Here is a 22,493-nt window from a genome sequence, read left to right as displayed (position 1 = left end):
GCTAGGCACTCTGCTACTATTGATAACAGAGTTGGTCAGACAATCGCTCTTTGCTTTGCAAAGGGAGGAAAGTCCGGGCTCCATAGGGTAGAGTGCCAGGTAACACCTGGGAGGTGTGAACCTACGGAAAGTGCCACAGAAAATATACCGCCTCTTTGAGGTAAGGGTGAAATGGTGCGGTAAGAGCGCACCGCACGGCTGGTAACAGACGTGGCAGGGAAAACCCCACTCGGAGCAAGATCAAATAGGAATCCTTTTGGCTGAAAAGTCATTACGCGTGACCCGCACGGGATTCGGGTAGGTCGCTTGAGGCATGTGGTGACGCATGTCCCAGATGAATGATTGTCCATGACAGAACCCGGCTTATCGACTAACTCTTTTTACTTCATTATCCGCTAAATAACCCCTGAAACAAAATAAGCTCCAGTTCCATTGCACTATGAAACGGCTGTTGTCGAATTTTAGGCGACAAGCATCTCGGCTGCAGCATGTTGCCAAATTTCTTTATCATTCTGGAATTGAATTCGTTGCTGTGGTGCGGGGTTGGTGTAGCGCCCCAACGGCTACAGCAAAGAGATTCCTGATTTTCCCCATCAGTGCCAGTACAATCTGAGCTTGCTGTTGGTGATTTGAAACGAATGAGGCATTTTTCTTTTCTCCGTCTAGACTGGCGGGCATTTTCTATCCGGTTGTTGTGCCCCTTCTTAAGCACCTCTGAACAAAATCAATTCAATTGTTTGTCTATAATTAAATTATGCTTGTTGAATTGAGATTGTACTATGGATGAACGAAGAGAAAAGTTATCTGAGAGTTCGAAAGGTACAAGTTCAAGTACTAATAACGTTATTTACGTTAAACGAGAAGATATCGAATATGTTTTTAATTCTTGGCTAAAAGAACCATATATCAAAGTTAATTCTGATGTTGCATTTGATGCTCAAATGCAAAAAGAGAAAATGCTCTTTCCACGATTAGATTTGTCACTGGAGAGTTACTCAAAATCAAAATTTTACACAGAGCGGTCGAAAAGTGGAGTTCTTGTACATTCAGCTCAATTATGCGACATTATGATTGATAAATGGGGGAAAGTTAATCGTCCTAATCATGGTTTGGGTCATACACTAAGAACAGCTGCTTATATACCTATGGTTGTAGAAGAGTTTAAAAAACATCATCCAGAATATGAACATCTCAAAGAAGAAGATATTAAGAAAATTCAGTATCTTGCATTATTTAGTATTGTTGGACGTTTAAATGAATGTGGATGGGCAGATAGTCTCACGACTTATTCCTATTTTCGTTGGAGGTCAGGAGAAATTTTTTATGATTATATGATGCAAACGATAGAAGGTGAACCTCGTTATAAATCACTAGGATTTAAAGATGAAGAAGAAGTGAATCATTATAAGCAACAACTTTTAGAGATGGGTGAACCAAATAATAAAGATCCGATTCATGTAATTTTAAATACGGCTCATAAAATTGATTTAATGCGTTGTTCGTCAAAATCTAATCCATTTAAAGGTAGATTCGATGATTATTTAAAAGAATTCCTCCCTATTGATTCGATACAAAAATTAAGAGATGTTGGCGAAACTCTTATCATCCAGACGGGCGAGCATATTCAAACAGGTGAAACCAATGACTATGATCGAAATAGAGAGGGTTCATTATTCGAGCCATGCGAACGCGATATAGATTTTTGCCTCAGACAAATTGATGGGGCCTTTTCTCTTAAAGCATCAAAAGAGTCTGAGTTACAGCCATTTGTTGCTAAAGCCACAGGCGCATATCGTTTTAATCAACGAAACTTTTTTGATTTTTTTGATGATATGACAAGAGATCCTGAACAACACCGTAACCCGAAATATAGACCAATACAACGTAAGCCTTATGGTTATACAGTGAAGGATTCGACTAGAGTAGAAAGAATTGGTGATAAAAATCCAGCAACACGTGAAGAAGATAAAGATCAGGCAACCTATATAACTTCAGCAACTTATATTGATCCAGGCAGCAAAACACCACTTTTTGGTCATGAATTAGAGAACTGGAGGTTTTTAGTAGGCGTTGCAATTGATCCTAAAGATGCATTCTTTAATCGCTTTATTAGAAAAGATATTAATACATATACAAGACCTCTTGATTTTCAATCAAAAGATACAGCAAATGACTTCACTCAAACTCAACAGAGAGAGCCTAAGGAAAGGGCAATATATGACAACTTGACTGAATTTAAAGAAGTTGTAAAAGAAGATGCAAAAAAGAATGTTCATAACGAAGTTATGGTAAGAATGCGTTGGAATTGTGATGGAACAAGTAGGGTATGCATTTTTGCTGATACACTTGAAGCACGTTTAACAGCACAACATTATGCAGAATATTTACAAGATAGAATTCATAGAAGTAAAAATGCTGTCGGTTATTACGAAGATTATCAAGTACCAATACAATTTTATACGCCACATCAAGAAACCAATGGAAGGTTTTACACAAGAAGCGATTATAAAAAAGATAAGGAAGAAGCATTAGCCATTTTTAATAATGAAACATTAAAAAAGGCTTACTTTGATGATGATAATTATGTTTTTTTATTAGGATTGGATAGTAAATCCCTATCAAAAGCTTTAATGGAAAATGTTAATGGTCAGCCTATTTGGATAAAAATGATCAGCTCTCATAATAATTATATGCTTGAAATGCTTTTATCTAAATTAGACCCAAAAGATGATTTAATGGTACTTAAACAAACATTTAAGCAATATAAGTTAAATACATTCGATGATCAGTTTATTAATGAAATAGTTCAATATGGTTACATCAATAGTTTGAATTTATTTAACTCTATCGGATATAGACAAGATTATATTAAGAAAAATATTGATAATTTACTCAATTTATCAATCGAAAACGGACGTTCAAATATCTTTGCAGCACTAAAGGATTTATCTGGTGAAAAAAAATACCAAGAAAATGTGGAAAATTATTTACTGATGGCAATTAAACATCGGCAATTAGCAGCGTTTCAATTCTTATTAAATGATGTTAAAAAGCCGTTAAACCCTGAGTTTTTAGTTGCAGCTGCCGAAACGGGTGACGCTAAGTTAGTTAAGATGTTATTCGCTCGAGGTCTTGATGCTAATGCAGCGAATGATTTGGGAACCACAGCGCTTCATGGAGCGGCTAAGTCAGGTAAAAATAGTCTTGTGCGATTGTTTTTGAGTAGAGAAAATATTGAGGTTAAAAACAAAAAAGGAGAAACGCCACTACATTTTGCTGCTCGTGCTGGAAATGATCATACTGTCGAATTATTAATAAAGAGTGGAGCTAATATTAATGTAAAAGATAATAGCGGAAAAACACCTTTACATTGGGCAATTGAATCAAAAAATATTAATCTGATTAAATTTTTGATTCAAGAAGGAGCGGATATAGATGCAACTGACATCTACAATAGAAGTCCTATAGATCATGCTATTTACTATTATGAAAAGGATACGACTTTTAAACCTATAGTCATAGAACTCTTAAAGGAAGTACAAGATAAGCCGTTTATACTTTCGTTTTCTCAGCCAGGTTTGCGATCGTTGTTTTATGATCTCATTGAGGGCGTAGAATCATATAAACATAATCTAGAATATATGAGCACAGATGTTGTCAATAAAGTTCAATTTATTAATAAATTAGCAGAAAAACTCCAATACATTCCACAATCTGATCCGGTCAATATAAAGACACCATTACATCATGCTGCGGAAATGGGACAAGCGGCTTTAATTGAAGGTTTTGCAAAAAATGCAAAACACCATATTAATGCCCAAAATGAAAAAGGACAAACCCCATTGCACTTAGCTGCAATGAGCGAAAGTCCGTTCGCTATCAATGAATTAATCAAAAATGGTGCTGATTTAAATATAAAAGATGAGCGTGGTTTTACACCACTTGATTATGCAATCAAATCAGCTCATTGGGATTCGATTACAGTATTAATCAAAAATGGTGCTAAATTCGATTCGCAAGAATTTTTGAAAGAAATGCAACGCTTTAAAAATGAAAACTCTGAATATTGTGAAAAATTTGACTCGTTAATAAAAGCAGTGGAAAAACTGGAGTCTCAATTGGTAACAAAACAATCCGAAAAGATACTAAAGCCTCCATTTTCGGTTGCAAAAAAGCAATCTGTTGATTTTCTTATGAAATCTCTAAGAGGAATGTTAGATCCAGATAAAGATTCTTCTTTATATAAAGAAAGTACAAAAGCCCTAGAAGATGCTTTAATGTTTTCATTATTAAAGGAACAATATGGCGGAAAACGATTAAGAGGACGTTCTATTGTATTGGGACACTTATTAGATTTCGTAAAAAATAGCGATTTACCTATTGAACCAGGAGGTAATTTAGACTGTCTAGTAAAAAAAGCTGAATTGTTACAAAGTCGTAAAAAACAAGTTGGGTCTTTTATAACACACCTAGCTCATCTATCAGTATATAATAGGGAACAAGAACAGGTAATTGAATTAATCAATAAATTGAATAAAGGTGATATAAGTAAGGAAGAAGCTTGTGGAAAGTTAATTGAATTTGTTTCAAAAGATAGTGAAAGAGAGGATCCTAAGAAACAATGTGCCGATATAAAAGATAGGCTCCAAGGAGAAAAATCAAAGCATGAAGAGAATCCTAATCCAACAAATCTAACTGAACTACCCTAATTTTGAGTGTGTTCATTTAACTGAAATAGTGCATGAGTGTGAAATTAGGGTAATACCCTTAATGTAAATTGTATTTTTATTTTGCTCAAGGGATGTTTGATTTATTGTCAATTTTGACTATAATATAGTCACTCTGTTTTTAATATGTAACGATTAATATGAAAAATCAGCAGTTGCGAGCCATTTATTCAAGCCCAGAAAAAATTTCATATGAGCAAACTCTTCTAGAGCAAGTTAAAGAATTCGCTGAAATAGGGTTTAATAAAAAACTTAAAGAATACATTGAGTCAAATAAGAAAAAAATCGGATTATACACATCTACCCAGTTTGATGCCTCAAAATATTCCGAGAAGTATTTGGAGTTCCTAAATGACTTGATTCTGGCCTTGTCCGTAGAGGAAACGGATATCGACACACAAGTTATTCGTGATGCACGTTCTTTGAATGAGCATTATGCAAATCAAAAAGCAACTAAGGATAAATATCAGTCTATCAATTACGAGGTAGGAGACTCTACTCTCAAAAGGAACGTGACCAAACGACTGGCTGTATTTAAAAAAGAATTAGAGGCTCTTCGCAATCAACAACTAATCCTCAAAGCTGAGTCTTTAGTAGAATTAGCAAATGCTGACATAGATTTAAATCAAGAAAACTTGAGATTAATGAAAATCGATTATCTTGAGTTGCTTTCAAATTACTCACTAGAATCATTTGTTGCGTTTGAGCAGAAATTTGATCGTTTATTTGGTGAGAAATCTATCTCAACCTTCAGAAATAACTTTGCTGAAAGAAAGAGAATTATGGATGGAATCATGGAGGAATGCGAAGGAACCCCTGTGGAAGAAGTGATTAAAAATAAACAATATGATCTTAATGAGCACACCATGGACTTTGAATCGATTATGAAGGAAGCAACAGATTTAAAGAGCTTAGCAACACCACTTAAGCAAGTAAAAACTATTGAAGATAGTGTCACACAAAAAGCAGGTGAACTACTAATACCTTCAGATGCTCATAAACTTCAAGAACTCATCGAATTTATTGCTGATAAAGAAAAGGAAATACAGCTTATTAAAGAAGGGATTAAGGGAGCCTCAGAGATTCATCAACAAACTATTCGGGCTATTGAGAATCTTGAGCAATCCATTCGGAAAAAAAAGGAGCAAGCTGAATTTTTTTTACAGAAAATTAGTGATAAAAGTAGTGAAGCTCAACAAATAGAAGACCACCAAGAGGACGTTTCTACTCCACAAAAGTCTTCTACGAAAAGTGAGCCAAAAAATGAAGAAGCATTCATAACAAAGAAAAATCGGCTGCAAGAAGCAATTTCATTAATAGAAACATATAAAGGAACAATAGAAAAAGAGCAAAAACAATTTTCTGTAAAATTTTTCTATAAATCACGAAATCAGGCGAAGATCAGCTATTGTGAGTTGTTAGCAAAGGAACTTAGATCACAAGTTGAGAGTTTAAATTTTGAAAGCAACTTACACGATATTATTAATAACGCTCATAATGAAGTAACCAAAGGCACTGGTGCTAAAAAAGAACTCACCACCAAAGGTGGTAGTTATTTCGGTACAAGCCGCATGCTCAGTTTACAACGACTTTTGGGCATTGATGAAGCCTGGCAAACGAAAGGACACTCCAAATTTCTTGTATTTTCAACTCAGTCTAATTTTCATGGGCTTAAAACCTCGGGCGTTATTGGCGATAACGTACAAAACATCGTGAAAAATTTCTATCTTGAAAAAGATAACAGTAATGAAGGTTACCAGGAGCTAAAAAAACAGGTATTCCCAAGTGAAGCTGACAATAAACTAGAATATTTTTAATAACCTCGCTTAATTTGAACGCAAGGAGGAGAGCATTCTTTAATGCCTAAAGCTAAAGCATTATGTGAACAGGCACCTCGAGTTTCACGATAAAATTTTTTTCTAATTTAAAATGACTCATTTCCTGTTAAATGTTTTTTTAGTAGGTTATTAATTTGTTCCGGATTTGCCTTTCCTTTAGTCTGTTTCATAATTTGTCCTACAAAAAATGCTAATAATTTTTCTTTCCCGGCTCGGTAATCCGCTGTTTGCTCAGGATGTTGCTGAATCAATTGAATAATCATTTCCTCCCAAACAGCAGTATCATCTATTTGTTGGTATCCTTCACGCTCGATAATTGCATCAATGTCTTTTTCACCAGCCCAAAGAAAAGCAAAAATAGCTCGCGCATTGTTTAAAGAAATAGTTGCGTCATGCAGTTTATTGAGAAGATTCGCCATGAGTTCTGCTGATATACGCGGTGTATCAAAGGTTAAATTCTCTTCATTTAAAGCAGCAGCATATTGACCTTTAAGCCAATTAATAATCATTTTTTCCGGAGCACGGCATCGAGCTTTAATTGATTTAAAAAACTGATAAGCTGGAGGTGAAGAGAGAATAAAATTAATATCTTCCTCATTTAGAGAAGGTGTATTTTTTAATTCAGCATGAATTTTCTCAGGCAAATCCGGTAAATTATTCTTTACTTCGGCAATAAGGAATCGGGTGATTTGTATTGGCAGTAAATCGGGATCTGGGAAATATCGGTAATCATTTTCATTTTCTTTACTGCGCATTGCATGCGTTGTATGGGTGTCAGGATTATAAAGACGAGTTTCTTGGATTATGTGTTGGCCGGTCTCCAGTATATCCTGATGTCGTGCTTGTTCATAAGCTATAGCTTTTTCAATAAAACGAAATGAATTCAAATTTTTCAATTCAGTTCGTGTTCCTAAAACAGAAGAACCTCTAGGTTTTAAGGATAGGTTCACATCACAGCGGAAATTTCCTTCTTGCATGTTTCCGTCACAAATGCCTAAAAACTGAACCAGTTGATGCAGTTTTTTGAGGTAGCTCACTGCTTCATAACTTGAAAACAAACAGGGGGCAGTTACTATTTCCAATAAGGGTGTGCCTGCTCGATTAAGATCAATACCACTGTAACCCGAATGAACTCCATGCAATGATTTACCCGCATCTTCCTCCAAATGGGCACGTACGATCATCACTTCTTTTTCAGTGCCATCATTCAGAGTAATTACCAATTTACCATTGCTGACTATAGGTTTTTGAAATTGGCTGATTTGATAGCCTTTGGGTAAATCTGGATAAAAATAGTTTTTACGCTCAAAAACAGATTGATCATTAATGTCTGCTTGGATAGCTAAACCAAACTGAATCGCCATAATGACTGCTTCCTGATTTAATACAGGCAAAACCCCAGGAAATCCTGCATCGATAAAGCAGGTTTGAGAATTAGGGGCGGAACCAAAAGCAGTAGCTGCACCAGAAAAAAGTTTTGATTTTGTTTTTAGCTGAATATGTACTTCAAGGCCAATGACTGTATCCCATTCCATAATTCACCTTTATTGGTTTGGACTGGCTAAGTGCCAGTTGGTCTGTTGTTGATAATGATGGGCTATCTGGAGCAAGTGGCTTTCACCAAAATGTTTGCCCATGAGTTGCAATCCTATAGGTAACCCTTCAGCAAAACCTGAAGGTATTGAAATTGCGGGAAGCCCCGCAAGATTAGCAGCCACAGTAAATACGTCGGCCAGGTAATTTTGAATGGGATCAGCAATTTTTTCACCAAGTTTAAAGGCACACGTTGGGGATGTGGGTCCAAGAATAACGTCAACCGAATTCAATTTTGTGACAAGTTCCTCCTGAATAAGTCGACGAATTTTTTGTGCTTGCAAATAATAAGCATCAAAATAACCCGATGAGAGAACGTGAGTACCAGTAAGAATTCGGCGTTTTACTTCGATACCAAATCCTTCACTGCGAGTATTACGAATGAGTTCGATTAATGTTGATGCATTATCACTGCGATAACCAAAACGCAAACCATCATAACGAGATAAATTGGATGAAGCTTCAGCGCACGCAACTACATAGTAACAAGGTACCCATAAAGGTTGGAGTTCTAAATTCAAATGAATGATTTCGGCGCCCATGCTTGCAAAAATTTTTACTGCTTCACGAATCACATTTTGTATTTCTTGATCTACTTGGGGTTGAAAAAAACACGAAGGTAATCCAATTTTTAATTTGGATAAAGGTTTATTGAGTTCAGCATGATAATCGGGAATTGTTGTATCAACCGATGTAGAATCTTTGGGATCAAATCCTGCCATAGCTTGAAGCACCAATGCGAGATCCTCAGCACTTCGGGCCAAAGGTCCTGCCTGATCCAGACTGGATGCATAAGCAATCATTCCGTAGCGAGAAATGAGTCCGTAAGTAGGTTTAATTCCACTGATTCCACATAAGCCGGCAGGTTGGCGAATCGAGCCTCCAGTGTCAGAGCCTATAGCGAAAGGGATTAAACCGGCAGCTACAGCTGCTGCTGAACCCCCAGAAGAACCACCAGGAGCCCGTTCTTTATCCCATGGATTTTTTACGGCGCCAAAGTAACTGTTTTCATTAGACGAGCCCATGGCAAATTCGTCCATATTTGTTTTACCTATCAGAATCGAGCCTTGTTCAAGTAACTTACTGGCCAAAGTCGCTTCATAGGGCGACTGGAAATGTTCAAGCATTTTAGACGCACAAGTAGTTGGCATACGCTTGGTACAAAATAAATCTTTCAGAGCCATAGGGATGCCAGTAAGGATTTTATTATCCCCATTTTTTAACTTATGATCTGCTTTTTGAGCCTCAAGAAGAGCATGTTCTTCATCTAAACTGATAAAAGCATTTAAATCTTTATGTTTTTGAATTTGTTTTAGATAGTGTTGAGTTAATTCAACACTCGAGAGTTTGCGATGATGTAAAGCCTGAGATAATTGCTTTAATGATAAATTTTCCATGATTATTTACTCTGGTCTATGACTTGAGGTACTAAATAAAGATCCTGTTCAAATTTTGGTGCAAGGGACTCTAACGTAATCAGACAATTTTCTTCAGTAACCGCATCAGGCCTTAAACGTTGACTTAAGGCAAGTGGATGAAAAAGCGGTTCCACTTCTTGGGTATTAACAGAGTGCAGTTGTTCGACAAAATTCATGATTGCGTTAATATCTTCGATTAGTTTTGGTAAATGCTCTATATTCGTATCCAGATAGGCTAATTGGGAAATTTTCTCTAAATCTTTTGCTGAGATGGTCATAAGATGGTACCTCACAGAGTTAACGCCATATTATAACGAGGATGTTATAACTTATAAATATAATTCCATATCCAGGCAATAATAACGTTAATTACTTTTTGAGATAAGGAAATTCATCTTGCAATAGGTGAATTACATGCTGTAATTGTTCTTTGCTTTTTACAATAAGAAGCACGGTATCATCCCCAGCAATTGTACCTAATATACCTGAGCTTTGAGCGATTTGAGGTGAGTAAGATACGAACTTTCTGTCAATAAAAAAAGCCAGGCTGTTTGCATTTCCAGGATGTGTATGAAGCACGATAAGTCCATAATCGGATACTTGTATATTCAATACTAAAGGCAAGTTGGGAATATTGAACTCTACAACTTGATAAGTGCCACCTATTTTCGCAATTTTTAATTTTTTCAATCTACGCGATAGGGTTGCTTGAGGGATAGTATAACCTCGCTCCTTTAAACTGTTTTGTAAATCAATTTGTTCCGCGATTTTCTCTGTTTGCACAATATTTAATATATGCCCATCAAGAGCAGTATCTTGACTCATTCATCTCTCCACTTTCATTTGTATTTTTGAATACAAAATCGTTTTTAATGAAATTATATTCAAAATATATTGACAGGGCAAGCTGAGATTGATAAATTTAAAAAACGCATAAAAACTGGATTTATATTCAAATGAAACAAATATTCTTTACATTTTTAGTAGGGTTTGCCTTTTTTGTTTCTCTTTGTTACGCAAAGATTTCCAATGATGGAGGACAATATATTCATTTTGCAGTAGCTGCAGAATATCCACCATTTGAATACAACGATCATGGTGAAATCAAAGGGTTTGATATTGATTTAGCACGCTTGATTGCCAAAAAACTTGGTAAGGAAGCAATTTTTGATACCATGCAATTTAGCAGTATTTTACCTGCTTTAAGTACAGGACAAGTTGATACAGCAATTTCTACAATCACGATTACAGAACAGCGAAAAAAGAATTTTGATTTTACTAAGCCTTATTATTTCGAAAGCATGGCGGCTGTTTTTCCTGAAAAAAAACCGATTAAAGATGTGACACAATTAGCTGATAAAAAAATAGCAGTTCAATTAGGTAGTACCATGGAAATTTGGTTAAAAAAGAATATGCCAAATGCCAGTCTTCTAGTAATGGATAGTAATAATCAAACAATCGCAGCTCTAAAAGCGGGTCATGTTGATTTGGTTCTCGTTGATGGAGTTCAAGGCGCGGTATTTAGTCAGAAAAATCCTGGATTATCCTTTGCGATTCTTGCTCAGTCAGTAGATGGTTATGGCTTGGCATTGAAAAAGAATTCTGAATTAACTCAAAAAATAAATCATGTTTTAAATGAACTAGAGCAAAGTGGAGAGCTTGCTGGGCTCAAGAGGAAATGGTTGGAGGACACACAATGGAAGAATTAAAACAAAATGTCTTCTATATTGGCGAGGGAGCTTTAGTTACTTTAATTCTGTTATTTGGTGGATTATTGATGGGGACTTTATTAGGGACAGTACTGGCTTTATTGCGATACCAAGGGATTATGAAGCCATTAATCAATGGATTTATCTCGATAATGAGAGGAACCCCAGTAATTTTACAACTTAGTTTTATTTATTTTGCTGCACCTGCATTAATCGGTATCAAAGCAAATATTTTAGTAGCGGGACTTTTAACTTTTGGTTTGAACAGCTCTGCTTATATTGCCGAGATCCTGAGAGCAGGAATAGAGCATTTACCAAAGGGACAGTTTGAGGCAGCAAAAACGCTGCAAATATCTGGTTTATATCTATGGAAGGATATTGTTTTGCCACAAGTAATTAAGAATATTTTTCCTGCATACATTAATGAAATGATTGCACTGCTGAAAGAAACTGCTTTGATTGCAACTATAGGAGGAATGGACTTGATGCGCAGAGCTCAATCTGTGGCTGCAGAACAATTTACTTATTTTGTTCCACTATGTATTGCGGGTTGTTTTTACTATGGTATGGTTCTTTTGATTGAGTTCCTAGGAAAAAAAATGGAACAAAGGAGGCTTTATGTTGGCCATTAATCAAGCCTGTAAATACTTTGGTTCGCTAACCGTATTAAATAATATTAACTTAAATGTGCAAGCACAAAAGGTAGTTGGCTTGGCTGGGCCATCTGGGAGTGGAAAATCCACGTTGTTGCGTTGTATACAACAATTAGAAACTTTGGATTCAGGTACGATTGAAGTAGCCGGTCAAAGTGGTTTTATGTTTCAGGATTTTCAGCTTTTTCCACACATGACAGTGATGCAAAATTTGGTGTATGCCCCTCGTTTACAGAACAAAATGTTAAATTATGAAGAACACGCACAAGCGTTACTGCTGAGTTTGGGAATTAGCGATAAAGCATCTGCCTATCCTCACCAATTGTCTGGTGGGCAAAAACAACGTGTTGCTTTAGCACGATGCTTAATGATGAAACCCAATTTATTACTTTGTGATGAACCTACATCGGGTCTCGATCTGGCAACGATTGATGAAGTGATTAACTTATTAAACTCAGTGAAATCTTTAGGAGTTACTATGGTAATCGCATCCCATGACCTTGATTTTTTAAGCAAAATGTCAGACCGATTAATTGTTTTAAAGGGAGGTCAGTTAGTCGCGGATGTAGTACCTAAGGAATTGGCTGAACCTATTTTACATTTAAAACAATACTACCAGGAGTAAACCATGACTGAATCGATTAAAAAAATTGTCCTTGCCTATTCGGGTGGCTTGGATACTTCAGTAATGATTCCATGGCTTAAAGAACATTACCAGCAAGCAGAGATTATCGCCATGGTTTGTGATTTAGGGCAAAATGAAGATTTAAGGGCGATTAAAGAAAAAGCAATAAAAAGCGGTGCATCGAAAGCTTATGTGATGAATGTCCAAGAAGAATTTGTTAGTGACTATCTGTGGCGATTGGTTAAAGCAGGGGCACTTTATGAAAACCAATATGTTCTAGGCACTATTTCTCGACCTCTCATTGCAAAAAAAATGGTTGAAATTGCCCTGTTAGAAAAAGCAGATGCTGTTGCTCATGGGGCTACTGGAAAAGGTAATGACCAGGTTCGTTTTGAATATACGGTAAAAGCTTTAGCTCCGGAGTTGAAAATTATCGCACCCTGGAGATCCTGGAACATTAAGTCCAGGCAAGAGGCAATTGAATATGCCAAATTACATGGTATTGAAGTACCAGTTACACCTAAATCACCTTATTCACGCGATCATAATCTTTGGTATATTTCTCATGAAGGTGGTGTTTTAGAAGATCCAGGGCAACCCAAGCCCGATGATTTGTTACTGATGACAGCATCTTTAGAACAATCGTCAGCTAATGCTGAATTAGTGAGTATTGAGTTTGACCACGGTGTGCCTGTTGCATTGAATGCAAAAGAAATGAACTCAGTGGAATTACTCAAAGAGTTAAATAAAATTGCAGGCTCTCATGGAGTCGGAGTGGCAGACATTGTCGAAAATCGATTGGTCGGAATGAAAATCAGAGGAATATATGAAGCACCTGCGGCAGCAGTACTTTATAAGGCTCATCAGATGCTTGAAAGTTTATGTCTTGATCGAACAACTTTGCATTTAAAACAGTCCCTACAGCAAACTTATGCCAATCTTGTTTATGAGGGACGATGGTTTTCCCAGGCTAAAAATGCATTGGATGCCTTGATTGATGTAACGCAGCAGCATATGACTGGCACTGTGAGTTTGCAATTATTCAAAGGGAACATTATTCCTTATGGGATGCATTCTCCATTTAGCTTGCATGATCCTGCATTGGCTACTTTTGAAGAAGATGGTGTTTATAACCAACAGGATGCTGAAGGATTTATAAATTTATTTTCTTTATCGGCACAGGTGTATGGCAAGGTACATAAAGGAGATAAATAATGGCTCATAAAACATGGGGAGGACGATTCAAAAAAGAACTCGATTCGAGAGTCATGCATTTTAATGCTTCTTTGGCTTTTGATAAGGTGCTCTATGCTCACGATATTGTTGGGAGCCAAGCACATGCAAAGATGCTTGCACGACAAAAGCTTATTTCCGATGGCGAAGCAGATTTGATTTGCAATGGATTGGAAGAAGTAAGACATGAAATAGAAAAGAGTATCCATGAATTTGATGAATCTTATGAAGATATTCACATGTTTGTGGAGCAATTGCTTATTGCTAAAATTGGTGATGTGGGTAAAAAGCTGCATACAGGTCGAAGTCGAAATGATCAGGTTGCCCTGGATTTACGATTGTATTCTCGTGATGCTGGTTTGCAGATTAATCTGCTTTTGGAGGGCTTAAACCAGGTTTTGCAAAAGCTGGAAATCCATCATGCTGAAGATAAAATTCCAGGTTATACTCATTTGCAGCAAGCTCAGCCAATTTATTTAGGTCAATTTTTTGCTGCTTATTTGGCAATGTTTCAGCGTGATTTAGGTCGTTTGCACGATTGGCATACACGAATGAATTTCTCTCCTCTAGGTGCGGGAGCTTTAGCAGGAAGCACGCTTCCTTTAGACAGAGTGTGGGTTGCAGAAACTTTGGGATTTAACGGAGTGATTGTGAATACACTTGATGCGGTAAGTGATCGTGATTTTATTATTGAACTTTGTTCTGTTGCTTCCATTATTTTGATGCATTTGTCACGCCTCGCTGAAGATTTGATTCTTTGGGCTACTCAAGAGTTTGGTTTTGTTACTCTTGATGATGCGTTTGCTACCGGCTCATCGTTGATGCCTAACAAGAAAAATCCAGATGTTCTGGAGTTAATCAGGGGTAAAAGTGGTCGAGTTTTTGGGCATTTAATGGGTATTTTAACGGTAATGAAAGGATTGCCACTCGCTTATAATAAGGACATGCAAGAAGACAAAGAATGCCTCTTTGATACACTAAATACCTTGACCGCGTGCTTAGAAATAATTACTCCTTTTCTTGAAAGCGTGCAATTTAATACGAAATTGATGGAACAGAAAGCTAATAGCGGCTATCTGAATGCTACAGCGGTTTTAGAATCCTTAGTATTGCAAGGAGTTCCTTTTAGGGATGCACATCATCAGGTGGGTTTGTGGGTTCAAGCTGCAATCGATAAGAATTGTTCTCTTGATAAGATTATTAAAAATAAAATTTGAATAATGACCAAGCACTCTATGAGATTCTTGCAGAACACTATTTTTAAAGTAGAATGGCAGATTCATATAATTATTCGATCGAGTTATTCATTTCATGTTGCAGCATTACAAAACCCAAGGGGGTGTTGAAGTAGAGTGTTCTCAGTTCACTCTTGAGTATCAACAAGGTATTGAAAATCTTCTTGAGCATTTAGACTCACGAAGAGGAGCATTATTTGCTTCAAGTTTTGAATATCCAGGACGTTACACCTGTTGGGATATTGGCTTTTATAATCCGCCTCTGGCTGTTATTTGCAAACAGGATTTAATTCAAATTGATGCTTTAAATCATCGTGGCAAAATACTGTTAACTTTTATTATGCCATTATTGAAAAAGGAAGAGTCTTTAGAAGTTGTAGCGCAAAATAATGAATTGTTGCAAATCAAAATTAAAGCCTCTGAACGGGTTTTCAGCGAAGAAGAACGCAGCCAACAGCCTTCAGTGTTTACGGTTATCCGTCAGATATTATCCTTTTTTAAATTGGAAAATGAATCTTATTTGGGGTTATATGGAGCTTTAGGATTTGATTTAATTTTTCAATTTGAAGAGTTACAAAAGCATAAAGAAAGAGATCTGTCTCAAAGAGATATGGTTCTTTACCTACCTGATGAAATTTATGTAGTGAATCATCGCAAAGAAGAAGCTTTTCTTCGCCGTTATGATTTTCAATTTCAAGGTCAATCAACAAAATCTTTGGCGAGAGAGGGAGTTTTTGAAGTATACCAAACACCTGATAAACCAAAAAAAGAATGTGATCATATGCCAGGCGAATATGCTCAGGTTGTAAATACAGCCAAGGAGCGTTTTGCTTGTGGTGATTTGTTCGAAGTAGTTCCAAGCCAGACATTTTATACCCATTATAAAGAGCAACCTTCTTCTTTATTCAAACAAATGCGTCGATTAAACCCTTCTCCTTATGGTTTTTTTATAAATTTGGGTGATGGAGAATATTTGGTTGGTGCGTCTCCTGAAATGTATGTGCGAGTCCAGGGAAGAAGGGTAGAAACTTGTCCGATTTCTGGGACTATTAAACGGGGTGCTGATGCAATTGAAGACGCAGAAAATATTCAGATCTTATTAGATTCAAAAAAAGAAGAATCTGAATTAACCATGTGTACTGATGTGGATAGAAACGATAAATCTCGTATTTGTGAAGCAGGCTCTGTGAAGGTTATTGGTCGTAGACAAATTGAAATGTATTCGCGAGTAATTCATACGGTGGATCATGTTGAAGGCATTTTAAGGGAAAATTTTGATGCTGTAGATGCTTTTTTAACTCATATGTGGGTCGTTACTGTAACTGGGGCGCCTAAAATTTGGGCTCTTAATTTTATTGAAAAACATGAAAAGTCTCCTCGCAAGTGGTACGCTGGCGCTGTGGGATGGTTTGGTTTCGATGGAAATTTAAATACCGGTTTGGTTTTAAGAACTGTACGTATCGAAAAAGGAGTTGCTGAAATTCGTGTAGGCGCTACCTTGCTTTTTGATTCGGTTCCTGAATCCGAAGAGCAGGAGACGCGCTTAAAAGCATCCGCTTTTTTAGATATGCTGCAAAAACGAGAAGCCAATGTTCAACACGAGACAACACATTTGCCTTTGATTGGAAAAGGTAAGCATGTCTTACTTATCGATCATCAGGATTCTTTTGTACATACTTTAGCAAATTATCTCCGCCAAACTGGAGCAAAAGTAAGCACAATTCGTTTTGATAAGGCATTACAGTATTTACAAAATCAAAAATATGACCTCGTTGTTTTATCTCCTGGACCTGGAAAGCCTGGCGATTTTAATTTATCTCAAACAATTGCTGCTGCTGTTTCTCTTGGCATTCCTTTGTTTGGAGTTTGTTTGGGCTTACAAGGAATTGTTGAGCATTTTGGTGGCATTTTGGATGTTCTAGAATATCCCATGCATGGTAAGCCATCCATCATAAAAGTTGTAGATAATCCAAAATTATTCTCGGGTTTAGGGAAGAGTTTTAAAGCAGGGAGGTATCATTCACTCTATGCACGTTTAAACTCGATGCCAAAAGAGTTGAAGGTTACAGCTATGAGTGATGACGGAATTGTGATGGCTATTTCGCATCAGCAATTACCCATTCATGCAGTTCAATTTCATCCTGAAACCATATTGTCTTTAGTTAATCAGGCCGGACTCAAAATTATTAATAATTTGATGGGGATGATTTAACACAATGCGCAATAAGATATTAATGCTTTATGCTGTATCTTTTGTTTTGGGTATTGTTGTTGGCCTTGTCGGTTCAACATTTCGACTATCAATCGATGTGTTAGGCAATTTGTTAGATAATTTTTTTCGTTTTCTTAGTCTTCATGGATGGCCTGCCGGATTGATTTCAGGCTTGGTTTCAATGATTATGGTTTACGCCGCATATTTTGCTGTGAAGCATTTTGCACCTGAAGCATCAGGAAGTGGCGTGCCGGAGATTGAAGGTGCATTACTTCATTTAAGACGAATATCTTGGCGCCGTTTATTACCCATAAAATTCTTTTTTGGTATTTTGGTGCTCTCTGCCAAAATGATTTTAGGACGAGAGGGACCCACCATCCACATTGGAGGTAGTTTGGGAGAAATGCTGGGAGGTTTATTTAGCCTGACGCGACGTAGAAAGGATAGTTTAATTGCTGCAGGGGCTGCCGCAGGTTTAGCAGTTGCATTTAATGCTCCTCTAGCCGGGGTTATCTTTGTCATGGAGGAAATGCGAAATCAGTTCAACTATTCTTTTACCAGTTTCAGTATGGTGGTTATTTGCTGTATCACCGCTACTGTCATTCTTGATTTGATAATTGGTCCTCAACCAACGATTCCAATGGATGTATTTGAATTTCCTCATCTTGATTCTTTGTGGTTATTTGCTCTGTTTGGAATTGCGGTAGGCTTTGTAGGACTTTTATTTAATCTTTCACTAATAGGTACCCTAACGCTCCTGGATAAACTCTCCTCAAGACAAAAAACTTATTATGTGCTGACCGTAGGATTTTTGATTGGCTATGTAGCAGTACATCATCCGGATGCGGTAGGTGGCGGCATGCATATTATTCATCAGGCATTAACTCTGGCTCCAGGATTTGGAATTTTGTTTTTTCTTTTAGTAGTGCGTTTTGTAGGAACGATGGCATGCTATGGAACAGCGGTTCCGGGAGGAATTTTTGCTCCTATACTTTCTTTAGGGACACTTCTTGGTTTGGCGATGTTCCATATCTTAGAAATTTTGCATATTGACTTTTTAACCCAACCAGGGATGTTTGCAGTCGCGGGAATGGCTGCGCTTTTTGCCTCATCTACGCGCTCACCAATAACCGGAGCAGTATTGGTGGTAGAAATGACTCATAATTATTATTTAATCTTTCCTGTGATGATGGCATGCATTACCGCAACTATTGTGCCCCAGCTTACCCCAAATGGACCCATTTATGAGCAGTTATTAAATCGTGCTCTGAGTTTAGATGCTTCGAAAAAGAAAATTGGATCTAACTAAATAATGGATATTATAACCTGCTACAATACCTCCGGACTTAATCTATATGAACAACAATTTTGCCAAAATGCGCACCTGATTGCATGTATTGATGCGCCTCTTCAATTTGTTCCAATTTAAATTCTGAATCAATAATGGGGGTCAATTTCTTTATTCTCAGGTTTTCCATCCACTCTTTATGGGCTTGGCTCCATAATTTATTTTTTTCTTCAATCGATTGAGAACGAAGTACAAAACCAATAATTTGTAATCTTTTGCGCATAATCAATGCAAGATTGCATTCCACTGAACTTCCTTTGAGACACGCGATCTGGATGAGCTTGCTTTGAGGTTTCAATAAATGCAGATGCTTATTAAAATAATCTCCGCCTATAAAATCAATGATTAAATCAACGCTGTGATCTTCAATTAAGTCTTCAAAATCCTGTTTATGGTAATTAAACACTTGATCTGCACCGAGTTTAATTGCTTTTTCTACTTTGAAATCCGTTCCTGCTGTGGTGATTACATGAGCATGGGTCAATTTTGCCATTTGAATTGCCAATGAGGCAATACCGCTTCCTGCTCCATGAATAAGAAATGTTTGTTCGGATTTGAGTTTTCCTAAATCGAATAGAGTGGCATAAACAGTTGCAAGTGCCTCAGGAAGTGCTGCAGCAAGCGAATAACTCCAATTTTTAGGGATGTGCTGAACTAGTGATTCTTCGACAGGACAAAACTCAGCATAAGCACCACTGCCGACCAACCCATAAACTTTATCCCCTGGTTTGAATTGTGTTACATTTGCACCAACTTCGACTACTTCTCCGGCAATTTCCAGACCCAGAACATCTGATTCTCCAGGAGGAGGCGGATATTTACCGTAGCGTTGCATGATATCTGCTCGATTAAGGGCAGTGGCTTTAACAGCCACTAAAATTTGTGATTTGCTGTACTCTGGCTTAGGCCTATTTTTGATGACCAATCGGCTGTGTGGGCCTGGATTTTCTATATCTACGTAGCGCAAAATGTTTTTCCTTAACTTAATGAGTGAAGATCACTCAAATGGTTCATGCACTTAAGCCTGTTCTGCTGTGCTCTGCACTCAGACACTTTACTTAAAAAAACATACCTATATAATGCTTATACAGACCCTCTTATATATTGGGCAATGGCTAAATTCAATCATCAACATCTTTCTGCTTGGCTTTTTATAATTCCACAACTTATTGTTACCCTGATATTTTTTATTTGGCCTGCATGTAATGCATTATTGCAAGCTTTCTTTTACACAGATGCTTTTGGTCTACATAAAAAGTTTGCAGGATTTTCCAATTTCGTGGATCTTTTTCTTGATCCGGGTTATAGCAAGGCAATCGGGGTAACTTTTATCATTGCTTTTAGTGTGACTTTCTTCACAATGAGTTTAGGACTCCTTATGGCCATATTAGTGAATAATAGAGGCAAGACGCAAGGAGTTTATAAATCTTTATTAATTTGGCCTTATGCTATAGCTCCTGCCGTAGCGGCGATTTTATGGCGCTTTTTATGCCATCCCACTTTAGGATGGCTGACGCATCTTTTGCAATTATTAGGGATTAATTTTGACTATGTAAATAATGTAAACCAGGCATTTTCAGTAATTATTCTCACCGCCACTTGGCAGCAATTCAGCTATAATTTTCTATTTTATCTCGCAGCGCTCAAAGCAGTTCCTCCGTCATTAATTGATGCGGCGATTATTGATGGTGCATCTGGATGGCAACGTTTTTGGCAAATCATTTTTCCACTTTTATCACCAACTACTTTTTTCTTGCTAATTATAAATTTAATGTATGGTTTTTTTGATACTTTTGGCATTATTCAAGTGATGACACATGGCGGACCTGGTAACAGTACGACTAACTTGATTTATAAGGTATATCAAGATGGATTTGAGGGAATGGACTTGGGAAGTTCATCAGCACAATCAGTACTGTTGATGTTTATTGTAATTATTGTTTCTTTAGTGCAGTTTAGATATCTCGAAAAAAAGGTTCATTACGCATGAAATCATATTTCTCTCGTGTTTTACAGCATAGTTTTTTATGCTTTTTTGTGATTTTGATGTTGTTACCTGTTTATTTGGCTCTTGTCGCTGCCAGTAATGAAGGTAGCGCTATGATGCAATCTCATATTCCTACGGTTCCAGGGACCTTATTATTTAAGAATTTGAAGGCTGTTATGATCGAAGGTTTATCGGTCACAGGTGGGGAACCCATTACTTCTATGCTGTTAAACAGTTTTTTTATGGCTATGGCTATCGCTTTGGGAAAGATTATGTTTGCCTTAGGCTCAGCCTTTGCTTTAGTTTATTTTGATTTTCCTTTTAAAAAATTATGTTTTGCATTGATCTTTACTACCATGATGTTGCCCATAGAAGTCAGGATTGTACCTACCTTTCAGGTGGTTGCTTCATTTGAATTATTAAATTCATTTACTGGGTTAACTTTGCCTCTATTTGTATCTGCAACTGGAACTTTTTTGTTTCGTCAGTTTTTTAAAACCATACCTTCTGAACTTGTTGATGCAGCAAAACTAGATGGAGCTGGTGCTGTACGTTTCTTTTTTGATATCGTTTTACCTTTATCCAAAACGCAAATTGCATCATTATTTGTTATTTTGTTCGTGTACGGTTGGAATCAGTACCTCTGGCCATTAGTGATTACTACGGAGACAAAAATGGCTACGGTAGTTATGGGGATACACTACTTAGCTGGAGTGGCAGATCAAGTTCCACAATGGCACTACATTATGGCTGTTGCATTGATTGCTTTGGTTCCACCCTGTATGGTGGTCATGTTAATGCAGCGCTGGTTTGAAAAAGGGTTAAAGTAAGCATGGCAACAGTCAGTCTCATTGAAGTTTCAAAAAGTGTTGGATCAACAACGATTCTGGATAAAGTAAGCGTGAGCATCAAAAAAGGCGAGTTTATAGCGATTGTTGGTCCTTCTGGATGTGGAAAAACTACATTATTGCGCTTAATTGCTGGTTTGGATGATTTAAGTTCGGGCTCGATTTTGATTAATGATCAATGTGTTAATAAAATACCTGCAGCAAAAAGGGATATGGCTATGGTTTTTCAAAATTATGCTCTTTATCCTCATATGACTGTATTTGAAAATATGGCTTATGGATTAAAAATGAGGCGTTTTAAGAAAGCAGATATTAAGCAACGAGTAGATGAAGCAGCACAATTGTTGCATTTAACTCCTTATCTAGAGCGTAAACCTCAGGCACTTTCCGGAGGACAAAAACAAAGAGTTGCGATGGGAAGGGCTATGGTTCGTTCCCCGGCTGTATTTTTATTTGATGAACCTTTATCTAATCTGGATGCAAAATTACGTACGGAAATGCGTCATGAAATTCGCCGTTTACATCAGCAATTAAATACTACCAGTTTGTATGTAACTCATGATCAAACTGAAGCAATGACTATGGCGGGACGTGTTATGGTACTTAATCAAGGAGTTGTTGAGCAGATAGGCACTCCCCAGGAACTGTATCAAAATCCTGCTACCTTATTCGTTGCAGGATTCACAGGACATTATCCTTTGAACATAGTATCTGGCGTCTTCGATAAAAGCAGCAATACAGTACAAACAGATTTGGGGGTTGATTATCTTATCCCAGAATTGGCACAGAACCTTGAAGATAAGGACGAGCTCATTATGGCAATTCGAGCGGAGCATGTTGGGCTTTGTTCCGAAAATAATCCACAAAGCATCTCAATTCATGTCGAATTTGTAGATAATATGGGTGCAGACAAATTAATACGTGCGAAATGCAACAAGAATAATCAACCGCTTAATTTCCGTATTACCGCGGATCAACACATTTCGAGTGGACAACTCTGGGTTGAGCTACCTAAAATTAAGTTACATCTTTTTCATCGTAAGTCTGGAAAACGTATTGGAGAATGA

Annotated in this window: 18 protein-coding genes and 1 other RNA gene; 13 read left to right on the top strand and 6 right to left on the bottom strand. The window is 37.1% G+C overall.

Annotated features, from left to right (window positions below; translation table 11 throughout):
• Positions 1-27: 27 nt before the first annotated feature.
• Positions 28-382: RNase P RNA component class A (rnpB, locus tag Ltuc_RS12375), an RNA gene on the top strand.
• Positions 383-507: 125 nt separating this feature from the next.
• On the opposite strand, the gene Ltuc_RS15320 is transcribed toward rnpB, so the two are convergent.
• Positions 508-678, bottom strand: a complete 171-nt coding sequence (locus tag Ltuc_RS15320; protein WP_157064603.1) for a hypothetical protein — start codon at positions 676-678, stop codon at positions 508-510.
• Between the two features lie 101 nt (positions 679-779).
• Here Ltuc_RS15320 and Ltuc_RS06700 point away from each other — a divergent pair, with 101 nt between their 5' ends.
• Complete coding sequence (locus Ltuc_RS06700) at positions 780-4,709, top strand: ankyrin repeat domain-containing protein (RefSeq protein ID WP_058520520.1); 3,930 nt, start codon at positions 780-782, stop codon at positions 4,707-4,709.
• A 158-nt stretch (positions 4,710-4,867) separates the two neighbouring features.
• Positions 4,868-6,544, top strand: a complete 1,677-nt coding sequence (locus Ltuc_RS06695) for a hypothetical protein (protein WP_058520519.1) — start codon at positions 4,868-4,870, stop codon at positions 6,542-6,544.
• A gap of 107 nt (positions 6,545-6,651) precedes the next feature.
• Here Ltuc_RS06695 and gatB read toward each other — a convergent pair whose 3' ends face one another.
• The 4 genes from gatB to Ltuc_RS06675 all read right to left on the bottom strand — a co-directional run bounded on the left by gatB (position 6,652) and on the right by Ltuc_RS06675 (position 10,401).
• Positions 6,652-8,100: an Asp-tRNA(Asn)/Glu-tRNA(Gln) amidotransferase subunit GatB gene (gatB, locus tag Ltuc_RS06690; protein WP_058520518.1), complete on the bottom strand. Its 1,449-nt coding sequence runs from the start codon at positions 8,098-8,100 to the stop codon at positions 6,652-6,654.
• Positions 8,101-8,109: 9 nt separating this feature from the next.
• The gene (gatA, locus tag Ltuc_RS06685; RefSeq protein ID WP_058520517.1) at positions 8,110-9,555 is read right to left on the bottom strand and encodes an Asp-tRNA(Asn)/Glu-tRNA(Gln) amidotransferase subunit GatA; all 1,446 of its coding nucleotides are present in this window, start codon (positions 9,553-9,555) and stop codon (positions 8,110-8,112) included.
• A 2-nt stretch (positions 9,556-9,557) separates the two neighbouring features.
• Positions 9,558-9,854 carry an Asp-tRNA(Asn)/Glu-tRNA(Gln) amidotransferase subunit GatC gene (gene gatC, locus Ltuc_RS06680; RefSeq protein WP_058520516.1) on the bottom strand — a complete coding sequence of 99 codons (297 nt, stop codon included), beginning with the start codon at positions 9,852-9,854 and terminating at the stop codon, positions 9,558-9,560.
• Between the two features lie 91 nt (positions 9,855-9,945).
• Positions 9,946-10,401: an arginine repressor gene (locus Ltuc_RS06675; RefSeq protein ID WP_058520515.1), complete on the bottom strand. Its 456-nt coding sequence runs from the start codon at positions 10,399-10,401 to the stop codon at positions 9,946-9,948.
• Positions 10,402-10,532: 131 nt separating this feature from the next.
• Between Ltuc_RS06675 and Ltuc_RS06670 the strand changes: the two genes are divergently transcribed.
• The 7 genes from Ltuc_RS06670 (at position 10,533) to clcA (ending at position 18,552) form a co-directional block, all read left to right on the top strand.
• Positions 10,533-11,285, top strand: a complete 753-nt coding sequence (locus tag Ltuc_RS06670; RefSeq protein ID WP_058520514.1) for a substrate-binding periplasmic protein — start codon at positions 10,533-10,535, stop codon at positions 11,283-11,285.
• Entirely contained in the window at positions 11,273-11,917 is a 645-nt protein-coding gene (locus Ltuc_RS06665) for an amino acid ABC transporter permease (protein ID WP_058520513.1), read from the top strand. The genes Ltuc_RS06670 and Ltuc_RS06665 overlap by 13 nt, the downstream gene beginning before the upstream one ends.
• Entirely contained in the window at positions 11,904-12,563 is a 660-nt protein-coding gene (locus tag Ltuc_RS06660) for an amino acid ABC transporter ATP-binding protein (RefSeq protein WP_058520512.1), read from the top strand. The genes Ltuc_RS06665 and Ltuc_RS06660 overlap by 14 nt, the downstream gene beginning before the upstream one ends.
• Positions 12,564-12,566: 3 nt before the next feature.
• Positions 12,567-13,778 carry an argininosuccinate synthase gene (locus Ltuc_RS06655; RefSeq protein ID WP_058520511.1) on the top strand — a complete coding sequence of 404 codons (1,212 nt, stop codon included), beginning with the start codon at positions 12,567-12,569 and terminating at the stop codon, positions 13,776-13,778.
• Entirely contained in the window at positions 13,778-15,013 is a 1,236-nt protein-coding gene (gene argH, locus Ltuc_RS06650; RefSeq protein ID WP_058520510.1) for an argininosuccinate lyase, read from the top strand. The genes Ltuc_RS06655 and argH overlap by 1 nt, the downstream gene beginning before the upstream one ends.
• Positions 15,014-15,107: 94 nt before the next feature.
• Complete coding sequence (locus Ltuc_RS06645) at positions 15,108-17,243, top strand: anthranilate synthase component I (RefSeq protein WP_058520509.1); 2,136 nt, start codon at positions 15,108-15,110, stop codon at positions 17,241-17,243.
• A gap of 4 nt (positions 17,244-17,247) precedes the next feature.
• Positions 17,248-18,552 carry a H(+)/Cl(-) exchange transporter ClcA gene (clcA, locus tag Ltuc_RS06640; protein ID WP_058520508.1) on the top strand — a complete coding sequence of 435 codons (1,305 nt, stop codon included), beginning with the start codon at positions 17,248-17,250 and terminating at the stop codon, positions 18,550-18,552.
• A 37-nt stretch (positions 18,553-18,589) separates the two neighbouring features.
• Here clcA and Ltuc_RS06635 read toward each other — a convergent pair whose 3' ends face one another.
• The gene (locus Ltuc_RS06635) at positions 18,590-19,558 is read right to left on the bottom strand and encodes an NAD(P)H-quinone oxidoreductase (RefSeq protein ID WP_058520507.1); all 969 of its coding nucleotides are present in this window, start codon (positions 19,556-19,558) and stop codon (positions 18,590-18,592) included.
• A gap of 144 nt (positions 19,559-19,702) precedes the next feature.
• Here Ltuc_RS06635 and Ltuc_RS06630 point away from each other — a divergent pair, with 144 nt between their 5' ends.
• From Ltuc_RS06630 to Ltuc_RS06620, 3 genes are read left to right on the top strand one after another with little or no spacing between them, the layout of a single operon-like run.
• Positions 19,703-20,581 (top strand): carbohydrate ABC transporter permease, encoded by an 879-nt coding sequence (locus Ltuc_RS06630; RefSeq protein WP_058521628.1) that lies wholly within the window; start codon positions 19,703-19,705, stop codon positions 20,579-20,581.
• A complete protein-coding gene (ugpE, locus tag Ltuc_RS06625) occupies positions 20,578-21,408 on the top strand; it encodes a sn-glycerol-3-phosphate ABC transporter permease UgpE (RefSeq protein ID WP_058520506.1) in 831 nt (276 codons plus the stop codon). The genes Ltuc_RS06630 and ugpE overlap by 4 nt, the downstream gene beginning before the upstream one ends.
• A 2-nt stretch (positions 21,409-21,410) precedes the next feature.
• A complete protein-coding gene (locus Ltuc_RS06620) occupies positions 21,411-22,493 on the top strand; it encodes an ABC transporter ATP-binding protein (RefSeq protein WP_058520505.1) in 1,083 nt (360 codons plus the stop codon).

The organism is Legionella tucsonensis, assembly GCF_001468035.1.
Classification (GTDB): Bacteria; Pseudomonadota; Gammaproteobacteria; order Legionellales; family Legionellaceae; genus Legionella; species Legionella tucsonensis.
This window is presented reverse-complemented; position numbering and strand designations above follow the sequence as displayed.